This window comes from Kutzneria sp. CA-103260 (assembly GCF_018263855.1).
GTDB lineage: Bacteria > Actinomycetota > Actinomycetes > Mycobacteriales > Pseudonocardiaceae > Kutzneria.
In genome coordinates, this window is the sequence record NZ_CP073318.1 from 5631810 (window position 1) to 5647599 (window position 15790).

14 protein-coding genes are annotated in these 15790 nt (G+C 72.2%); 7 read left to right on the forward strand and 7 right to left on the reverse strand.

Going from position 1 to position 15790, the window contains the following annotated elements:
- Positions 1–182 precede the first annotated feature (182 nt).
- Together eccD and eccB are read left to right on the forward strand one after the other, a co-directional pair.
- On the forward strand, positions 183–1559 hold the full coding sequence (gene eccD / locus JJ691_RS24495) for a type VII secretion integral membrane protein EccD (RefSeq protein ID WP_211771042.1): 1377 nt from the start codon (positions 183–185) through the stop codon (positions 1557–1559).
- A gap of 5 nt (positions 1560–1564) precedes the next feature.
- Positions 1565–2989, forward strand: coding sequence for a type VII secretion protein EccB (gene eccB, locus JJ691_RS24500; RefSeq protein WP_211771043.1), 1425 nt, complete (start codon positions 1565–1567; stop codon positions 2987–2989).
- A gap of 56 nt (positions 2990–3045) precedes the next feature.
- Here the strand turns inward: eccB and JJ691_RS24505 are convergent, their stop codons facing one another.
- From JJ691_RS24505 to eccCa, 4 genes are read right to left on the reverse strand one after another with little or no spacing between them, the layout of a single operon-like run.
- Positions 3046–3912, reverse strand: a complete 867-nt coding sequence (locus JJ691_RS24505; RefSeq protein WP_211771044.1) for a hypothetical protein — start codon at positions 3910–3912, stop codon at positions 3046–3048.
- A 13-nt stretch (positions 3913–3925) separates the two neighbouring features.
- Positions 3926–5137 carry a hypothetical protein gene (locus tag JJ691_RS24510; RefSeq protein ID WP_211771045.1) on the reverse strand — a complete coding sequence of 404 codons (1212 nt, stop codon included), beginning with the start codon at positions 5135–5137 and terminating at the stop codon, positions 3926–3928.
- A gap of 10 nt (positions 5138–5147) precedes the next feature.
- A complete protein-coding gene (locus JJ691_RS24515; RefSeq protein WP_211771046.1) occupies positions 5148–5567 on the reverse strand; it encodes a hypothetical protein in 420 nt (139 codons plus the stop codon).
- Between the two features lie 21 nt (positions 5568–5588).
- A complete protein-coding gene (eccCa, locus tag JJ691_RS24520; RefSeq protein WP_211771047.1) occupies positions 5589–9545 on the reverse strand; it encodes a type VII secretion protein EccCa in 3957 nt (1318 codons plus the stop codon).
- A gap of 129 nt (positions 9546–9674) precedes the next feature.
- On the opposite strand from eccCa, the gene JJ691_RS24525 reads away from it, so the two are divergent.
- Both JJ691_RS24525 and JJ691_RS24530 read left to right on the forward strand, forming a co-directional pair.
- The gene (locus tag JJ691_RS24525) at positions 9675–10007 is read left to right on the forward strand and encodes a hypothetical protein (protein ID WP_211771048.1); all 333 of its coding nucleotides are present in this window, start codon (positions 9675–9677) and stop codon (positions 10005–10007) included.
- 13 nt (positions 10008–10020) lie between these two features.
- Positions 10021–10320 carry a hypothetical protein gene (locus JJ691_RS24530; RefSeq protein ID WP_211771049.1) on the forward strand — a complete coding sequence of 100 codons (300 nt, stop codon included), beginning with the start codon at positions 10021–10023 and terminating at the stop codon, positions 10318–10320.
- A 61-nt stretch (positions 10321–10381) separates the two neighbouring features.
- On the opposite strand, the gene mycP is transcribed toward JJ691_RS24530, so the two are convergent.
- Positions 10382–11665, reverse strand: a complete 1284-nt coding sequence (gene mycP, locus JJ691_RS24535) for a type VII secretion-associated serine protease mycosin (RefSeq protein WP_211771050.1) — start codon at positions 11663–11665, stop codon at positions 10382–10384.
- An 89-nt stretch (positions 11666–11754) separates the two neighbouring features.
- Between mycP and JJ691_RS24540 the strand changes: the two genes are divergently transcribed.
- A complete protein-coding gene (locus JJ691_RS24540; protein WP_211771051.1) occupies positions 11755–12123 on the forward strand; it encodes a YbaB/EbfC family nucleoid-associated protein in 369 nt (122 codons plus the stop codon).
- Positions 12113–13042, forward strand: coding sequence for a WXG100-like domain-containing protein (locus JJ691_RS24545; RefSeq protein ID WP_211771052.1), 930 nt, complete (start codon positions 12113–12115; stop codon positions 13040–13042). The genes JJ691_RS24540 and JJ691_RS24545 overlap by 11 nt, the downstream gene beginning before the upstream one ends.
- 150 nt (positions 13043–13192) lie before the next feature.
- On the opposite strand, the gene JJ691_RS24550 is transcribed toward JJ691_RS24545, so the two are convergent.
- Complete coding sequence (locus JJ691_RS24550; RefSeq protein ID WP_249228155.1) at positions 13193–13876, reverse strand: hypothetical protein; 684 nt, start codon at positions 13874–13876, stop codon at positions 13193–13195.
- 38 nt (positions 13877–13914) lie between these two features.
- Entirely contained in the window at positions 13915–14265 is a 351-nt protein-coding gene (locus tag JJ691_RS24555; protein ID WP_211771053.1) for a hypothetical protein, read from the reverse strand.
- A gap of 158 nt (positions 14266–14423) precedes the next feature.
- Between JJ691_RS24555 and JJ691_RS24560 the strand changes: the two genes are divergently transcribed.
- A complete protein-coding gene (locus JJ691_RS24560; protein WP_211771054.1) occupies positions 14424–15788 on the forward strand; it encodes a serine/threonine protein kinase in 1365 nt (454 codons plus the stop codon).
- The last annotated feature ends 2 nt before the right edge of the window (positions 15789–15790 follow it).

Here is a 15790-nt window from a genome sequence, read left to right on the forward strand (position 1 = left end):
GCTGCCTCACAGCCAGCCGGGCCGGGCCGCTTTTCCGGCCGCGTGCCGCTGACTCTCTCGCGGCGTCCGCCGTGCTGTCGAGCTTGTGTATCTCGGTGCGGGGCAGCCGGATCGGCACGGGAGTTTGGCAGGTTCCTGCCTGAGCCGGGCCACCCGCCCGACGGTGCCCGACGCTGGAAGGTATGCAGACCACTGGCCTGGTGAGAGTCACCGTCGCCACCCCGCACCGCCGCATCGACCTGGCGCTGCCCGAACACGCCGCCGTCGCGGAACTTCTCCCCGGGCTGCTGGCCCGCGCGGGGAAGGGACTGGCCGACGGCGGGACCGCGGACGGTGGCTGGTTGTTACGCCGCCCCGACGGCGAGGCGTTGGATGCCAACCGCACGCTGGGCGCGCATCGCATCCGGGACGGAGAGGTCCTGCACCTCGCGCCCCGGCGGCTGGACTGGCCCGAACTGGAGTACGACGACGTGGTGGACGCGATCGCCACCGGCTCCGGCCGCACCGGCCGGCTGTGGGGACCGCGGCACACCCGGTGGGCCGGGCTGGCCGCCGGCGGCGTGGCGCTGCTGCTCGCGCTGGCCGCGGTGCTGCGGGCGGGTCCGCCCTGGGGCACGGCGGCCGCGTGGGCGCTGGGCGCGGCCGCCGTGCTGCTGGCCGCCGGCGTGGTGCTGGCTCGGGCGCTCGGCGATGCCGGGGCCGGGGCGGTGCTGGCGGCGGCCGCGTTGCCGTTCGCGTTCGCCGGGGGCGGGCTGCTGCTGGCCGAGCCGCACCCGCTGACCGAGCTGTCCGCCGGGAACCTGCTGTGCGGGGCGGCCGCGCTGTTGCTGGTGGCGGTCCCGGCCCGGCTCGGGGTGGTGGCCGCGCCGACGCTGTTCAACGCGGCGATCACGGTCGGCGTGCTGGGAGTGCTGACCGGCTGGCTGGCCACCACCGGCGAGTTCGCCGGTTACCGAGCCGCGGCCGTGGTCAGCGGGGCGGTGCTGGCGTTGTCGCCCACGTTCGCGCCGCTGTCGTTGCGGCTGGGCCGGGTGCCGATGCCGGTGCTGCCCCGGTCCGCCGCGGACCTGGTGCGCGACGACCCGCAGCCGCCGCTGCCGCTGGTACACGCCGCCGTCGCGCGGGCGGACACGCTGCTCACCGGGATGCTGGTCGGGGCGTGCGTCGTGGTGCTGGGGTGCGAGCTGGCGCTGATCGGCAGCGGCGACACCGCGGCGACCTGGCTTCTCGGCGTGCTGGCAGCCGGATTCCTGTTGCGGGCGCGGCTGTATCCGGTGCCACGGCAACGGATACCGGTGCTGCTGGCCGGATTGTCCGGGGCCGGTTGCCTGGCGGCCGGACCGCTGACCGCCGCCGGACCGCTGGTCCTGGCCGGGCCGGCGCTGCTCGCGGCGGCCGGGATCACGGTCGCCGCGGGTCTGCTGGGCAGCACCCGGGTCGTCAACCCGTATCTGCCTCGGCTGGCCGAGTACGCCGAGACGCTGCTCGCGCTGGCCGTCGTGCCGGTGGTGCTCGCTGTGCTGGACCTCTACAGCGTCGTACGCGGGCTGGGGGGCTGACGGCGATGACCTCGCGACGCGACCAGCTGCAGGCATACCAGTTCCTGGTGCAGCGCGCGGTTTCCGCGCTGGTGACCAGGGAGACCGATCCACTGCAGCCGCCGTTCCGCCGGTCGACCGGGGCCCTGGTGGGCGGGATCCTGCTGGCCCTGCTCGCGCTGGCCGGGTTCGGTGTGTACGGGGTGATCGTGCCGGGCGGCAACACCAGCTGGCGCACCCAGTCCGCGGTGATCGTGGAGAAGGAGACCGGGACCCGCTACGTCTACCTGGACGGGCAACTGCACCCGGTGACCAACTACGTGTCCGCGCTGCTGGTGCTCGGCCAGCACAGCCCCACGCTGTCGGTGTCCCGCGACTCGCTGACCGGGGCGCCGCGCGGGCCACTGCTGGGCATCCCGGACGCGCCGGACGCGCTGCCCGGCCCGGACCGGTTGCTCACCGGGTCCTGGTCGCTGTGCTCCGCGCCTGCCACCGACGCCTCGGGCAGCCCGATCGAGCAGTCGGTGCTGCTGGCCGGGGCTTCGGCAGCCGGTGGTTCCGGCCTTGCCGACCGCGCCCTGCTGGTCCAGCTGGCGTCGACCGGTGACCGGTACCTGATCTGGCACGGCTACCGGCACCACATCGACGACTACGGCTCGGTCGGCACCGGCCTGGCGCTGACCAACCAGCCCTGGGCCACGGTGGATCAGGCCTGGCTGGACGTGCTGCCCGCCGGCGCCCCGCTCGGGCCGATCGCGGTGCCGCAGGCGGGGACGGTGTCCACGGCCGTACCCGGGGACAGTGACATCCGGGTCGGCATGCTGCTGGCGGTGCACACCAACGGCGGCTCGCAGCAGTACTACCTGGCCGGTCCGGACGCGCTGCGGCCGATCACCGAGGCGCAGTACGACATCCAGCGGGCCTACCCGCAGACCATGGCCGCCTATCCGTCCGGCACGCCGACCGCGATGAGCCTTGATCCCTCGCTGGCGGCCGCGGCGCGCACCCTCGACTCGTCGGCCACCGCGGCGGGCGGCGTGCCGGGCGCCCGTCCGGCGATCGCCGGCCTGTCGGACGCGGCAACCACGGTCTGCGCGACCTTCGCTCCCGGCGGTTCGGTCCCGCAGCTGACCGTCGGCCCGACGCTGCCGGGCCCGTTGTCCGCGACGCAAAGCCGGTCGGGGACCGGAACTCCGCTGGCCGACCGAGTGTATGTGCCGCCTGGCGCGGCGGTGCTGGTGGACGCCATGCCCGCGCCGAACGCGCCCAGCGGCACCGTGGAAGTGGTGACCGACGAGGGTCGCTGCTACCCGCTCGCCTCGCCCGATGCGCTCAAGACCCTGGGCTACGACGCGGCCCAGCCGGTGAAACTGCCCGCCGGGCTGGTTGCCCGGCTGCCGCAAGGCCCCGGCCTCAATCCCGCGGCCGCGGCCCGGCAACCCATCGGGTAAGCGCCGCATAGGAATCAGCCCCGGGCCGCGGCCCGGGGCTGATTCCTATGCGGCGCTTACTTCTTCATGTCGGTGAACACGCTGTTGAGCAGGGCGGCGGCTTCCTGGTCGGCCGCGTCGTAGTTCTTCGCCGACGCCGTCACGCCCGACCCCACGGCGGCGAGCCTGCTCACCAGGCCGTCCAGGTGCTGGCGCCACCGGTACGCGCAGAACCCCAGCGCCAGCAGGGATTCCCAGTCCGGGTTGTCGTTGATGGGTTCGACCGTGCTGAGGCTGTGCCCGCCGTAGACCCCGGCCTCGCTTTTCGCGAGCAGCTTGGAGTTGGCCGTCTGGGCGTCATTGGCCAGGTTGACGAGCTGTTTGCCGGTGGCGTTCACCGTGCCCGCCTGGATCTGCGCGTCGGGCTGGGTTCCACTGTGCTCGCCCGGATCGGGACGGGTGCTGCCCACCTGGCTGGTGAACGACTCCAGTCTGCCCTTGGCATCCTGGTCGGCGGTGGTCGCCGCGGCCACCGCTTGGTTGATGCGCGCGTCGGTTTCGCTGATCTCCCAGCTCTTGTCCCGCGGCCCGGTGATCTTGGCCGCCCCACCGGACGCTTCCACGGTCAGGCCGTTGGCATGCGCGTAGTCCAGTGCGGACTGGAGGTCGGTCTTGGCCCGGCCGGCGGCGTCGGCGAGCGTGTGCAGCGTCGACGCCACGTTCTTGCAGGTGTCACCGGCGGCGCCGTAGGCGTCGGCCAGGCTGGACAACTCCTGCGTGTTCAGCGCGCCGGCCTCGTCGGGCCAGTGGCTGGTGAGGTTGCGCACCCCGACGTACAGATCCGCCGCGCACTGCGTGCAGTGCTGGGCCACCGAGGCCCATTCGTCCCCACGGGCGCTCCAGACTCCCGGCTTGGCGGTGAGCAGCGCGTTGTAATCGACCATGGTGGAATCCCCGTCACCAAGTTGAGGTGGAGCGAACCTGCCAGAGCTCTTCGTCCAGCAGTTCCACCGAGTGCGGGTCCGGTTCGCCCGACTGCGCCGTGCGGGGCAGGGTGAAGCCCTGCTCGCCGGCGCCGGAGCGGCCGCGCAGCGCGGACAGCACGCCGTCGGATTCGGCCGCGGCGGGGCGGCCCCGGCCGGACTGGTTGCCGGGTCCTTCTGCCGTGCCGGGCCGCAGGGCAGCCAGACCGCCGCCACCCGTGCCAGCGTGCGGAGCGCCCATCGGCACCGCGCCGACGGCGTTGCCGGGCTGGACCTCCTCGCTCGCGGACTGCCGCGCCGTACGGCCGCTCGGCATCATCGGCAGCGACATCGCGCTCGCACCGCCCAGCGCGCTGACCGAACCGGGCGACGTGGCCGCGACCGGGGCCGAGCCACCGGACAACGCGCCGATCCCGAAGCCACCGTCCGGCAGCGCGGGCATGGTCGTGGCGCCGGTCAGCCCGGCAAGGGACGGGCCGACCCCGGAGGTCAGGCTGGACAGGTCCGGTGTGGTCAGGCCGTTTCCGGCGTTGGACACCGCGTTGCTCAGGCCGGACAGGTCCGACGCCGAACCGCCGCCGGTCAGGCTCGACTCAAGGCCCTGCACCGCGGACAGCGCGTCGGTGGCATCCGTCGCGGTCTTGGTCAGGTCCGCCATGGACACCTTCGGCGTGCTGGTGTTCAGGCCGGGCACCAGTTCGGCCGGGTTGGCCGCACCGGCCGCAGCGCAGACGGTCAGCATGGACGAGTCGAACTGGGCGCCCAGCGCGCTCATCCGCGCGCCGGACGCCTGCTGGATCGCCACGGCCGCGCCCGCGGTGAGCGGGTTGGCGATCGCCGCAAGATATGCCTGGTAGAGACCGGAAACCTCGGCGTGCGCCTCGGGGATCGCGCTGGCCAGCGTGGTCAGGTTCGCGCTGACGGCGGACGTGTCGATCCGCTCGCCCCACATCTGCAGTTCCGCCTGCGAGCGCTGGAGTTTCTCGGACAGTGCCCGGCCCGCGTCGTCGGTCCACTCGGGAGTGAGGTTGCCGGTCCTGGTGCGCAGTTCGGCCTGGGCGGTGTCCATCCAGCCGCGTGCCTCCGTCCACATCCGGGCCGCTTCCTGCAGCACGGGCACGTTGGCCAGCTCGGCGGTGATCATCGCCAGGTGTGTTTCGATGGGCAGCAGGTTGTACGGGATCATGGTCGGCTCCTCAGACAGAGGTCTGCGTGGCGCTGCCCGCAGCGGGATTGGTGGTGGTGCCGGTCTTCGTCGAGCCGGATGTCCCGGAACCGAGCTGTTGCTTGGCGAAGCTGATGACTTCCTGGCCGAGCTTCGCGCCCGCGGTGACCAGTTCCAGGCCGCTGTCCAGGTCAGCCGTGGAATAGGCCGCCGCGGCCGCGTTGCCCTTGACCGAGTAGCTGGCGATGTCCTCGGTGTACTTGGCCAGAAAGGCGCTCAGCTCGGTGGTCGCGGCTTTGTCCAAAAGGGACATCATGACCCCCTCGACCAGGCCGGTCAGGTTCGGCGGCGCGCCCAGCCGGGCCAGCGACGCCGGCATCGCCGGTGCGGTGAGCCCGGTGGCGAAGGTGTTCATCGCCGTTGGATTGCCGTTGATCTCGGTTCCGGACATGTGTCCCCTCCTCGATGTGCGTTACTGAATCGCCGGCGCGAGCCAGGCGAGTTGGATCAGGCCGCGGGCGCCGCGCCGGTCGACCAGCCAGCCGCGTCCCGGCGGCAGCACCTGCGGGCGCATCCCGCCCAGCAGCGGGCCCTCGTCCCGGTCGCCGGACATCATCAGGCCGGTCGCGCCGACCTCGCGCATCCTGGCCAGCACCGGCTCGAACAGCCCGCGTGCCGCGCCGCCGGTGCGCCGGGCGGCAACCAGGTGCAGGCCGATGTCCGCGCCTTGTGCGAGCAGCGGCAGCAGCGGCATCACCGGATGGTCCTGGTAGGCGGCCACCATGTCGTAGTCGTCGATCAGCACGAAGATCTCCGGGCCACGCCACCAGTTGCGGGCCCGCAGCTGCTCGGCGGTGATGTCCGGCCCGGGCAGCCGCTTGGCCAGTTCGCCCGCCACCTCGGCCAGCAGGCCGGCGCTGTGCGTGTCGTTGATGCCGGTGCCGGCCAGGTAGCGCTCGTCGATCTCGCCGAGCAGGCCGCGGCGGTGGTCGATCAGCACGATCCGGGCCTGCTCCGGGGTGTACGCCTGGCAGATCCGGCGGGCCAGCAGCCGCAGGAACGCGGTCTTGCCGGCCTCGGTGTCGGCCAGCAGGAAGAAGTGCGGGTCGGCGGCGAAGTCCAGCCGGACCGGGGACAGGTCGTGTTCGTGGATGCCGACCGCGAACCCGGCAGCCGGGCCGGACAGCTCGTCGGTCTCGGGCAGTTCGGCGTAGGGCAGCGATCCTGGCAGCAGCCGCACGGAGGGCGCGGGCTCGCCCGGCCAGGCCGTCGCCACCGCGTCGACCAGCGCGCCCAGGCCGCCGGCAAGACTGTCCGGATCGGACACTCCGTCGATCCGGGGCAGCGCGATCAGCATCTGGTGGCGGCTCATCGCGACCCCGCGGCCCGGTTTTCCCGCTGGCACGGTTGCCGCGGCGCGCCGGTCGATGATCGAGTCGATCGGGTCGCCGATCTTGAGTTCCAGCTTGCTGGCGAACAGGTCCCGCACGGTCATCCGCAGGCCGTTCACGTGGCCGGAGCTGGCGACCACGTGCACGCCGTAGGACAGGCCGCGCGCGGCGATGTCGCCGACCGCGTCCTCGAGCTCGGGAAAGTCGCTGCGCAGCGTTTGCCAGCCGTCGATGACCAGGAACACGTCGCCGTGCGGGTCCTCGGCGAACTGTCCTTCGGCGCGCAGCCGTCGGTAGGTGACAATGCCGTCGATCTTGTGCGCGGCGAACAGCCGCTCGCGGGCGGCCAGCAGGGTGGCCACCTCGGCGACGGTGCGCCGGACCGGGCCGGTGTCCAGTCGGCCGGACACCCCGGCCACGTGCGGCAGCCCGGTCAGCGCGCCGAGGGTGCCGCCGCCGAAGTCCAGGCAGTAGAACTGGGTTTCCCGCGGGGTGTGGGAGAGCGCGAGGCTGGTGATCAGGGTCCGCAGCACGGTGCTCTTGCCGGTCTGCGGGGCGCCGAGCACCAGCACGTGCCCGGCCGCCCCGGCCAGGTCCAGCACCAGCGGGTCGCGGCGCTGGTCGAGCGGCCGGTCGACGATGCCCAGCACCGGCCGCAGCGTGCCGGCCGGTTCGGCGGTGAGGCCGCGTTCGGGGTGGGTGATCAGCCCGGGCAGCACCGTGTCCAGGGTCGGCGGCTCGTCCAGTGGGGGCAGCCAGACCTGGTGCGCCGGGGTCCCCTGGCCGGTCAGCCGGCCGACCAGGATGTCCAGCAGGGTTTCGCCGACGGTGTCCTCGGACTCGTCCGGCTCCGGTTCGGCCGTGGCGGGTTCGGCGGGCAGGTTGGCGGTCGTGTACTCGTACAACGCGAGGCGTTGCCCGGCTGCGGCGGTGACCGAGACGCCGCTGGCGCGCTGGTAGACCCCGGAGACGTAGGCCGCGCGGAACCGTTCCATCGGTTCGGTGCCGACCTTGATGAAGCCGTGTCCGGGTGCACGCGGCAGTCGGAAGGCGTCCGGCACGCCGAGCGCCGCTCGACTGTCCATCTCGGAGAACGTGCGCAGCCCGATCCGGTAGGACAGGTTCGCCTCCAGGCCGCGCAGCCGACCCTCGTCCAGCCGCTGCGAGGCCAGCAGCAGGTGCACGCCCAGCGACCGGCCGACCCGGCCGATCTGCACGAACATGTCGATGAAATCGGGCTTGGCGGACAGCAGTTCGGAGAACTCGTCGCAGATCACCAGCAGGGTCGGCACCTCGGGCAGCGGGGCGCCGGCCGCGCGGGCCTTGTTGTAGTCGCGCAGTGAGGCGAAGTTCCCGGCCTCGCGCAGCAGCTCCTGGCGGCGGATCAGCTCGCCGTTGATCGCGTCGGTCATCCGGTCGACCAGGTGCAGCTCCTCCTCCAGGTTGGTGATCACCGCGCTGGTGTGCGGGAGGTCGGTCAGCTGGGCGAAGGTCGCGCCGCCCTTGTAGTCGATCAGCGCGAAGTTCAGCGAGCTGGGCGGATGGGTGACCGCGAGCGCCAGCACCAGCGTGCGCAGCAGCTCTGACTTGCCGGAGCCGGTGGCGCCGACCAACAGGCCGTGCGGCCCCATGCCGTCCTGCGCGGACTCCTTCAGGTCGAGCTCGATGGGCGTGCCGTCGGCCCGGACACCGATCTTGACCCGCAGCCGGTCCCGGTCCGGCCGGGGCGCCCAGGTGTCCGCCGGGTCCAGGGCGAACGGGTCACCGAGTTCGAGCAGCTCGGCCAAGCCGAGCGCGGTGGTCATCGCGGCCTCGCCGCGCACCCTGGCGGTCAGCCGCAGCGGCGCCAGTTGCCGGGCCAGCCCCTCGGCCGCGACCGGGCCGAGGGTGTCCGCCCGGCCGAGTGGGACGGGGCCGTCGCTGGTTTCGTTGACCAGCACGCCGTCGGCGCGCACCGCCAGTGCGACCGTGGTCCGGTCCGGCAGGCGCGGCGGCGGGGTGGCCAGGTCGAGCACGGTCACCCCCTCGACGCCACCGCCGGTCAGCAGTTGCGCCGACCCGGTGACCGAGCCGCCGTCGAGCACCACCACCAGGTGCGGGCCGGGTAGCCGGACGTCGGAGGCCGGGTCGAACCGGGGCCGCTTGGCCAGTTCGTCGGCGAGCATCGCCTCCAGCGCGGGGACGGAGGTGGCCACCAGCCGTAGCGGGCCGAGCGCGTCGGCACGGTCCGGGTGCAGCGCGTGCGGCAGCCACTTCACCCACTCCCAGTCCGCGCGCAGCGCCTCCGCCACGCACACCGCGATCCGCAGGTCGTCCGGGGAGTGCAGCACGGCCAGCTGCGCCAGCAGAGCGCGCACCAGGCCGAGCGCCGCTGCCCGGTCGCCGCGCAGGTGGATCCGGCTGAACCCGTTGACCGACAAGGCGATCGGCAACCTGTCCACCATGGAGTGAGTGGTCAGGAAGCGGCGCAGGGCAAGCGCGGACAGCGGTTCCAGCTCCTCCAGCGGCTTGGTGTCCGGCGCGACCAGCGTGACCGCGGGCCGTTGCGGTCCACGGCCGATCCGGGCGACCCCGAAATCCGGGTCGTTCTTACGCCGCTCCCACAACCGGTGACCGGTCGCCAGCGACCACAACGCGGCCGGCTCCGGGTGCAGGTATTCCATGGCGGCGCGCTGCCGCCGCACGGCGCGGCGGAACCGGAGCCGGTGCTGGGCCAGGTGCCGCAGATAGCGGCGGCGGGCGTGCCCCATCTCGCGCTTGCCGGGACCGGCGCCCTGCACAAAACCCATGACCGCCATGCCAAGCACGGCCACGCCCATCATCCCGTAGATGACGTACCGGACGGCCCCGCCTGTGCTGCCCGAATACAGCAGCATCATCGCCGCCATCATCAGCAGCATCGGCAGGATCATCAGCAACTGCGCCCACTGCCGGGACGGCGCCGTCGGAATCTCCGGCGGCGCCTGCAACATCAGTTCGCCGGAGGGCATGTCCGGGGCCGGTTTGCGTGCGGGCCTGCGCACCACAACTGTCGCCACGCCGTTGATGGTCCGTGCCGGCGCGCGTTGTGTGGCGGCGATGGCAGGAAGGTGCCGCGCCACCGATCCGGGGCGTCCGGCGAACTAGCGTCGGTTCGCGTCACACCATCACGAACGAGGGAGGGACGTATGACCGGCAATCAGCTGTCCGTGGACTTCGCCTCGGTGCAGAGCCTGAACAGCTTCACCGAGAGCAGTCAGCAGGATCAGGCGAACGCGAGCTCGTCGTTCAGTCAGCGCACCAGCGACACGGTGTCGACCGGCCTGGCCGGCACCGTGCGGAACGCGGCGGCGTCCGTCGGCCAGGAGCGCGACGGCCACTGGCGGCAGACCCAGGACGGCAACCAGCGGCTCGTCGACAACAACCGGCGCGCGGTGGCCCAGTACAGCGACGGCCAGGACAGCGCGCACAGCGCCATGACCCGGACCAGTTACGGCACCGGCAGCGTCATCAACCCCTGAAAAGGAGTGACCCGTGAGCGACGAGTTCAAGATCGTTTTTGATTCGATGCAGACCGCGCAGTCCGACGCTCAGCGGACCGCGAACCAGATCAGCCAGAGCGCCAGCGAGCAGGCCAACCGGATGCAGGGCATGCTCGGCGGCGCCTGGGGCGACGACGCGGCCGAGGCCGCGTTCCAGTCGTACCAGATGCGGCAGAAGGCGACCGGCTACCACACCGACGGTATGAACGCCGAAGGCACGGCGTACGGGAATGTCGCCGACATCGGCCAGCAGACCCTGCGGCAGGCCATCAACATCGTGTCGAACATCTAGCCGGCACAACGCGAATGCCCGGTGCGATCCGATCGCACCGGGCATTCGGCGTTCAGCGGGCTCAGCGGTCCAGGAGAAAGATCTGCTCGGGTGGTTCGACGATCTCCGGTTCGGCCGGCAGCCGGGCGGCCTGGGCCGGCCGCCAGTGGCGGCGCCGGGCGCGGCGCAGGACGACGGCGGCCGCGGCGGCGAGCAGCAGCACGCCCAGCGCGCCGGCCGCCAACCAGGTCGCCACCGTGTCGACGTGCCGCTGTTCGGCCAGCCGGGCGAGTTCGGCCTGGTCGGGTGGTTTCGGGACATAGGCCGGCAGGTCCGCGGGCGCCCGGGGATCGAGCTGGTCGGTGACCGCGCGATACGGGTCGACCACCCCGGCGCCGTACTCGGCGCTGTCCCGGCCGCCGCGGGCCGGGCTGGCCGTGGCCTCGAGCCGCTGGATGACCTGGGCTGCGGACAGCTGCGGCCACGCCGCGCGCACCAGCGCCGCGGCCCCGGACACGAACGCGGTGGCGAAACTCGTTCCGTCCACATAGGACTGCCCGGCGACCCTGGTCGCGGCCAGCACGCCCGCGCCGGGCGCGACGATGCTCACGTAGGGCCCGAATTGCGAGGTGGACGCCCGGGCCCCGTTGATGTCGACCGCGCCCACCCCAAGCACCCCGGGATAACCGGCCGGATAGGACGGCAGCTCCGTGGTGTCGTTCTGCTGTTGGTTGCCCGCCGCGGCCACCACCACGACATTCCGGCTCACCGCGTAGCCGACCGCGTCCCGGACCGCCGGGAAGTCCGTGGTGCCGGCCAGCGACAGGTTGATCACGCCGGCGCCCTGGTCGACGGCATAGCGGATGCCGTTGGCGATCTCCTGCGGGTCGATCTGGAGGGTCTGGCCCTGATCGTTGAGTTCGCGGTTGGTGACCCGCACCGGCAGGATCCGCGCGTCCGGCGCAACGCCGTGGAAACCGACCCCGGACACCGGGTCGGCGGCGACGATGCTGGCCACCTCGGTGCCGTGCGACTCGCAGTCGAAGGTCGCCGGCTCGCCGCCGGGGGTGTAGAAATCCTTGCCCGGCAGTACCTTTCCCGGCCGGCGGAGTTGTGGGTGATCGGTGTCGACGCCGGAGTCGACCACGGCGACCAGCACGCCCGCGCCGCGGCTTTCCGGCCACACCCGGTCCGGGTCGAGGAGTTGCTGCGCCCACGGCAACGCGGCCACCACGGGATGCGCGGGTTCGGCGTCCTGGCAGGCGCCGGCCGGTGGCGCCGCGGCTGCCGGGGTCGGCGCGAGGACGGGCAGCGCCGTGGCGGCGAGCGCGAGGGCGAGCAGGCGATGTCGTCTCACCCTGGTCATCGTCCGGGCGTGCGGGCCGTGGTGTATGGCCATGGCCGCAACCGGCCACGTGCGATTGCCGCACGAATTCCGCGCGCACACTGGGTTTCGTGGACATTCCCTTGCAACTGGACATGCACGCCGAATACGAGCGGATGGCCGCGGACGTCCGGTCGTTGCGAGTGCGGCTCGGCGAGATCCGGGTCGGGGCGGAATCCGACGACGGCCTGATCACCGCGGTGGCAGGGGGAACCGGCCAGCTGCTCGAACTCCGGCTGGACCCGCGCATCTACCGCGCCCCGGACTCGGCCGCCTTGGCCCGGACCATCACCGACACTATCAACCTGGCCGCGCGGCGGGCCCAGCAGGAAGGTGAGGCCATCGCGGCGAGCTTCCTGTCCGACGACACGGAATCCGCCGATCCCGTCTTCGACCCGTTGCTGACCGCGCTGGACAGGGTGGTGAACCATGATCGCTGAACCGTCGAGTGACCTGTGGACGGCCATCAAGCAGAAGTACAACGCGTGGCCGCCGGACAACGAAGACGTCGCCAACCAACTCGGCACACACCTCGGCACGTTCGCCTCAGCCGCCTCGGCCGGGCACAGCGACCTGCACCAGACCGGCCAGTCGCTGGGCGCGGTGTGGCGCGACTCGGCCGGCGCGGACATGGTGGACAAGGTGAGTTCGGTGGCGAGCGACTGGAGCAAGATCGCCCAGACGGCGGGGACCCAGGGCGCGCTGGCGCAGAGTTACAGCCGCGCGCTGAGCTTTGTGAAACAGACGATCAGCGGCACGGTCGCGGCCAACGAACCGCTGTACGAGTTGCTGAGCGCCTCATCGCTGCTGCACCCGTTGCGCACCCGGCTGGTGAACCACCTCGCGAGCGCTTTCCAGAGCCTGGTCGGCGACGGGACGGCGACCGAGCAGTCGAGTAGCCCGTTCTCGTTCCTGCGGCCGGTGACCTCCGCGCTCGGCGGGGCGGTGAACTGGGTGCGGCACGAATGGGATACCAAGACCTTCGGGATCGGCCTGGGCGGCGGTGTGGCCGCCTTTGTGTTCGCGGGTGGCGCGTCGGTGAACCTGGTGCACACGCCCCAGGGCTGGGGCGTCACCGAGTCGCTGTCCAAAGAGGTCGGGGTCAACACGGGCGCCGGCGCCTGGGGCGGCCTGCAGTTCACCTACAGCGACGGCCAGAGCGTCGACGACCAGAAGAAATGGTTCGACCTGTACGAGGCCGGCGGGGGCGATGGGCTCGGCGCGGGCGGTGCGTACGCCGACGGCTCCAACGACGCCGGGCAGGAAATCCAGGACTACAGCGGATGGCTCGGACTCACCACGCCCGGCGTGGGCGGGAACATGGGCCGAAGCTACACGTGGGTCCAGCACATCCGCTAATTGGCGTCGCGCGGCTCAGCCGGCGCTCAGGGGCAGGCGCGGTTCGACGATCGCGCCGCCCTCGTCCGCGTTGTGCACCGACAGCACCCGCGCAATGCCCCTGCGCGGGAATCCGAGTTCCTGCGCAGGGGCACTACTGGGAGAACGACGCTATGCGCGCACCGTCCGGAGTGCCGTTTCGAGCCGGGCGGCGAAGTCCAGTACGGCGGCGGAGCGGAGCGTCCAGCCGCCGATGGTGGATCGGTGCAGGGTGCGCACGAGCAGAACCCCGCCCTGGGGCAGCGACTCGATCGCCAGCAGCCGCTCCACTTCCCAGGTCTGGCCGTAGGTGACGCCCGGGGCGCTGATGCTCTGCTTCCGTTGCCCGGCCACGGTGGCGGCCAGCGCGTTGGCGTTCTTCACCAACTCGGCGTCCGCGTTCAGGCGGTCCGCGACCAGGAAGTCCCCTTCGAAGGGAGCGTGGCCGGAGCCGCGGGCCGCGCCCAGGGCGACCCGAACCGGGCTCGGCAGAGTCAGTGGCACCGCGTAGAGCAAGCTGCCCAGTCCGAGGGCGCGGCGAATCGCCGTGCGCCCGCTCATGATCGAGGCGCGGAGTTCGAACGGCCGTGGCGTTTGGGCGTCGACGTAGACGAAACAGTGCGTCGGCGCCGGCATGCCGCTGAACCGCTCGCGTGGCGGCAGCAGGCTCCCGGCCGGAACACCGGTGCTGTCGGCCGACAGCGTCATGGCCACGGGTGCGGAGGCGAGGCCGAGTTCGCTGCCGATGGTCCGGGCGATGTCGGCGGTCACCTCCCCCTCGTCGGCGCGTCGGCCGGTCCACAGGGCGGCAGGCATTGCGGTCTCGCCTTCTTGGTCGGGTCGGTCTCGTTGTCTCAGGCGCGCCCGAGGGTCTTCTGCAGTTCGTCGAGGCGCGTCAACGCCGCCTGGAGTTCGGTCTGGAACCGCCCTGGCCGCACCTGTGTGAGTTCGCGCCAGCTGTCGGCCGCCGCCTGGGCCGGTGCGAGCGCGTCCGCCCGCTGGCCTCGGGCGGCCAGCGAGTCCCGGTCGGAGTCGAACTGCTGGGCCTGCCGCAACAGCGTCTGCGAGCGGTCTTCGACCGGCGCCGGCGCGGCCGCCTCCGCCTGGGCGACCTTCCTCTTGCGAACCGTGACGCTGAGCCATCCCACGAAGGCGAGCAGCGCGCCGACGATGATCGGCCTGACCAACATGTGCAAGAGGTCCATGACTTCCCTAACCACTCGTGGCGGCGGACGGCCGCCGGACGCTGATGACCCGTCCGAAACTATTCAGGGCACATGAGGTTTTGATGACAGGCGCGGGACGCCGAGGCAGGAACCTGCCGGACCGTGCGGCGGAAACCGGGTGGGGGAACAATGGGCTCATGAGCATCGGGGTGGGCGTGGAGAGGTTGCTCGCCGAGGGGCCGGTTGCCCAGGTCTACGTGGGACGGCTCGACGGCGCCGAGGTCGTGGTGAAGGTGTTCGACGGCAGCCTCGACCGCGACACCGCGGCGTGGCTGGGCCGGGAGCGCAAGGCGCTCGACACCGTGCGGACCGAGCGGGCGATCCTGCCGGTCGACGAGGTGATCGAGTTCCAGGACGGCCGCACGGGCGTGCGGATGGAGCTGTGCCAGGGTTCGCTGGCCGGGCATCTCGGCGCGCAGTTGCCCGTGCGCGACGTGCTGGCCGTCGGACGGACGGTCGCCGCCGCACTGGCCGCGGCGCACCAGGTCGGGGTCGTGCACGGCGGGGTCACGCCGCACAACGTGCTGTTCCGCCGATCCGGCGAACTCGTCTTCGCCGACTTCGGGCTGGCGTTGCGCCGGCGGTTTCCGCATGACCCGCTGCACGCGGTGGACTACGCCGCCCCGGAGACGCTGCGTGATGACGCCCTGTCCGAGGCGTCGGACCTGTACGGACTGGGCGCGGTGCTCTACACGGCGCTGACCGGCTCGTCGCCGTTCCCGCGCCACACGGGGCAGCAGCGGGCCGAACGGATCCTCCAGGTGTTCCGCGATCCCGTGCCCCCGATCCAGGTGCCCGGAGTCCCACCCGCGCTGTCCGACCTGATCGGGCGGCTGCTGGCCAAGGATCCGGCGGACCGGCCGCAGGACTCCGCGAGTGTGGCGGAGTCGTTGGAGAAGATGCACCGGGCGAGCGTCGGCCAGGTCGAGGTCGAGTTCGACGACTTCGCGGGGACACCCCCGCAACCTGCCCCCGCCCAACAGCCTGCCCCCGCGCCCGAATCGGCGCCCGGGCGCACCCTGGTCCGTTCCTTCGACGAGGCGGCCCCGCCCCGCCGGGACAGCAAGCTGCCGCACATCGGCTGGCGGCCCGCCGTCCTGGCGGGCCTCGCCGTCGCCGTCGCGGGAATGATCGCGGTGCCGATGCTCACCACCCAGAAGAGCCCGAGCCCGCAGACCGGAGCACCGGCCGCCGCCGCGCCGTCGTCGGCGGGGACCACGACCAGCCCGGCGCCGAACGTGAATCTCGCCCTGGCCACGCCGACCGACCAGGGCACCAAGATCCAGCTGACCTGGAGCGCGGACGGCGACCTGGACTTCGCCGTGATCGTGGGCGGCGAACGGATGACGCCGATGGTGCTGGTGGCCAACCGGGACCACACGATGTCGGTGCCGGTCGACCCGGCCCGCAAGTACTGCTTCCAGATCCGCGGCACGGACGGCACGCACATCTACCAGACCGCTCCGGTGCCGATCCGCGGCGCCGTCTGCACCTCCTCCTGACC

Bases quoted from the DNA above. Each gene is read 5' to 3' on its own strand.
- JJ691_RS24525 (WP_211771048.1), top strand. From the start codon at position 9,675: ATGACCGGCAATCAGCTGTCCGTGGACTTCGCCTCGGTGCAGAGCCTG.
- JJ691_RS24550 (WP_249228155.1), bottom strand. From the start codon at position 13,876: ATGCCTGCCGCCCTGTGGACCGGCCGACGCGCCGACGAGGGGGAGGTG.
- eccB (WP_211771043.1), top strand. From the start codon at position 1,565: ATGACCTCGCGACGCGACCAGCTGCAGGCATACCAGTTCCTGGTGCAG.
- JJ691_RS24515 (WP_211771046.1), bottom strand. From the start codon at position 5,567: ATGTCCGGAACCGAGATCAACGGCAATCCAACGGCGATGAACACCTTC.
- JJ691_RS24545 (WP_211771052.1), top strand. From the start codon at position 12,113: ATGATCGCTGAACCGTCGAGTGACCTGTGGACGGCCATCAAGCAGAAG.
- mycP (WP_211771050.1), bottom strand. From the start codon at position 11,665: ATGACCAGGGTGAGACGACATCGCCTGCTCGCCCTCGCGCTCGCCGCC.
- JJ691_RS24555 (WP_211771053.1), bottom strand. From the start codon at position 14,265: ATGGACCTCTTGCACATGTTGGTCAGGCCGATCATCGTCGGCGCGCTG.
- JJ691_RS24510 (WP_211771045.1), bottom strand. From the start codon at position 5,137: ATGATCCCGTACAACCTGCTGCCCATCGAAACACACCTGGCGATGATC.
- eccD (WP_211771042.1), top strand. From the start codon at position 183: ATGCAGACCACTGGCCTGGTGAGAGTCACCGTCGCCACCCCGCACCGC.
- JJ691_RS24560 (WP_211771054.1), top strand. From the start codon at position 14,424: ATGAGCATCGGGGTGGGCGTGGAGAGGTTGCTCGCCGAGGGGCCGGTT.
- JJ691_RS24505 (WP_211771044.1), bottom strand. From the start codon at position 3,912: ATGGTCGATTACAACGCGCTGCTCACCGCCAAGCCGGGAGTCTGGAGC.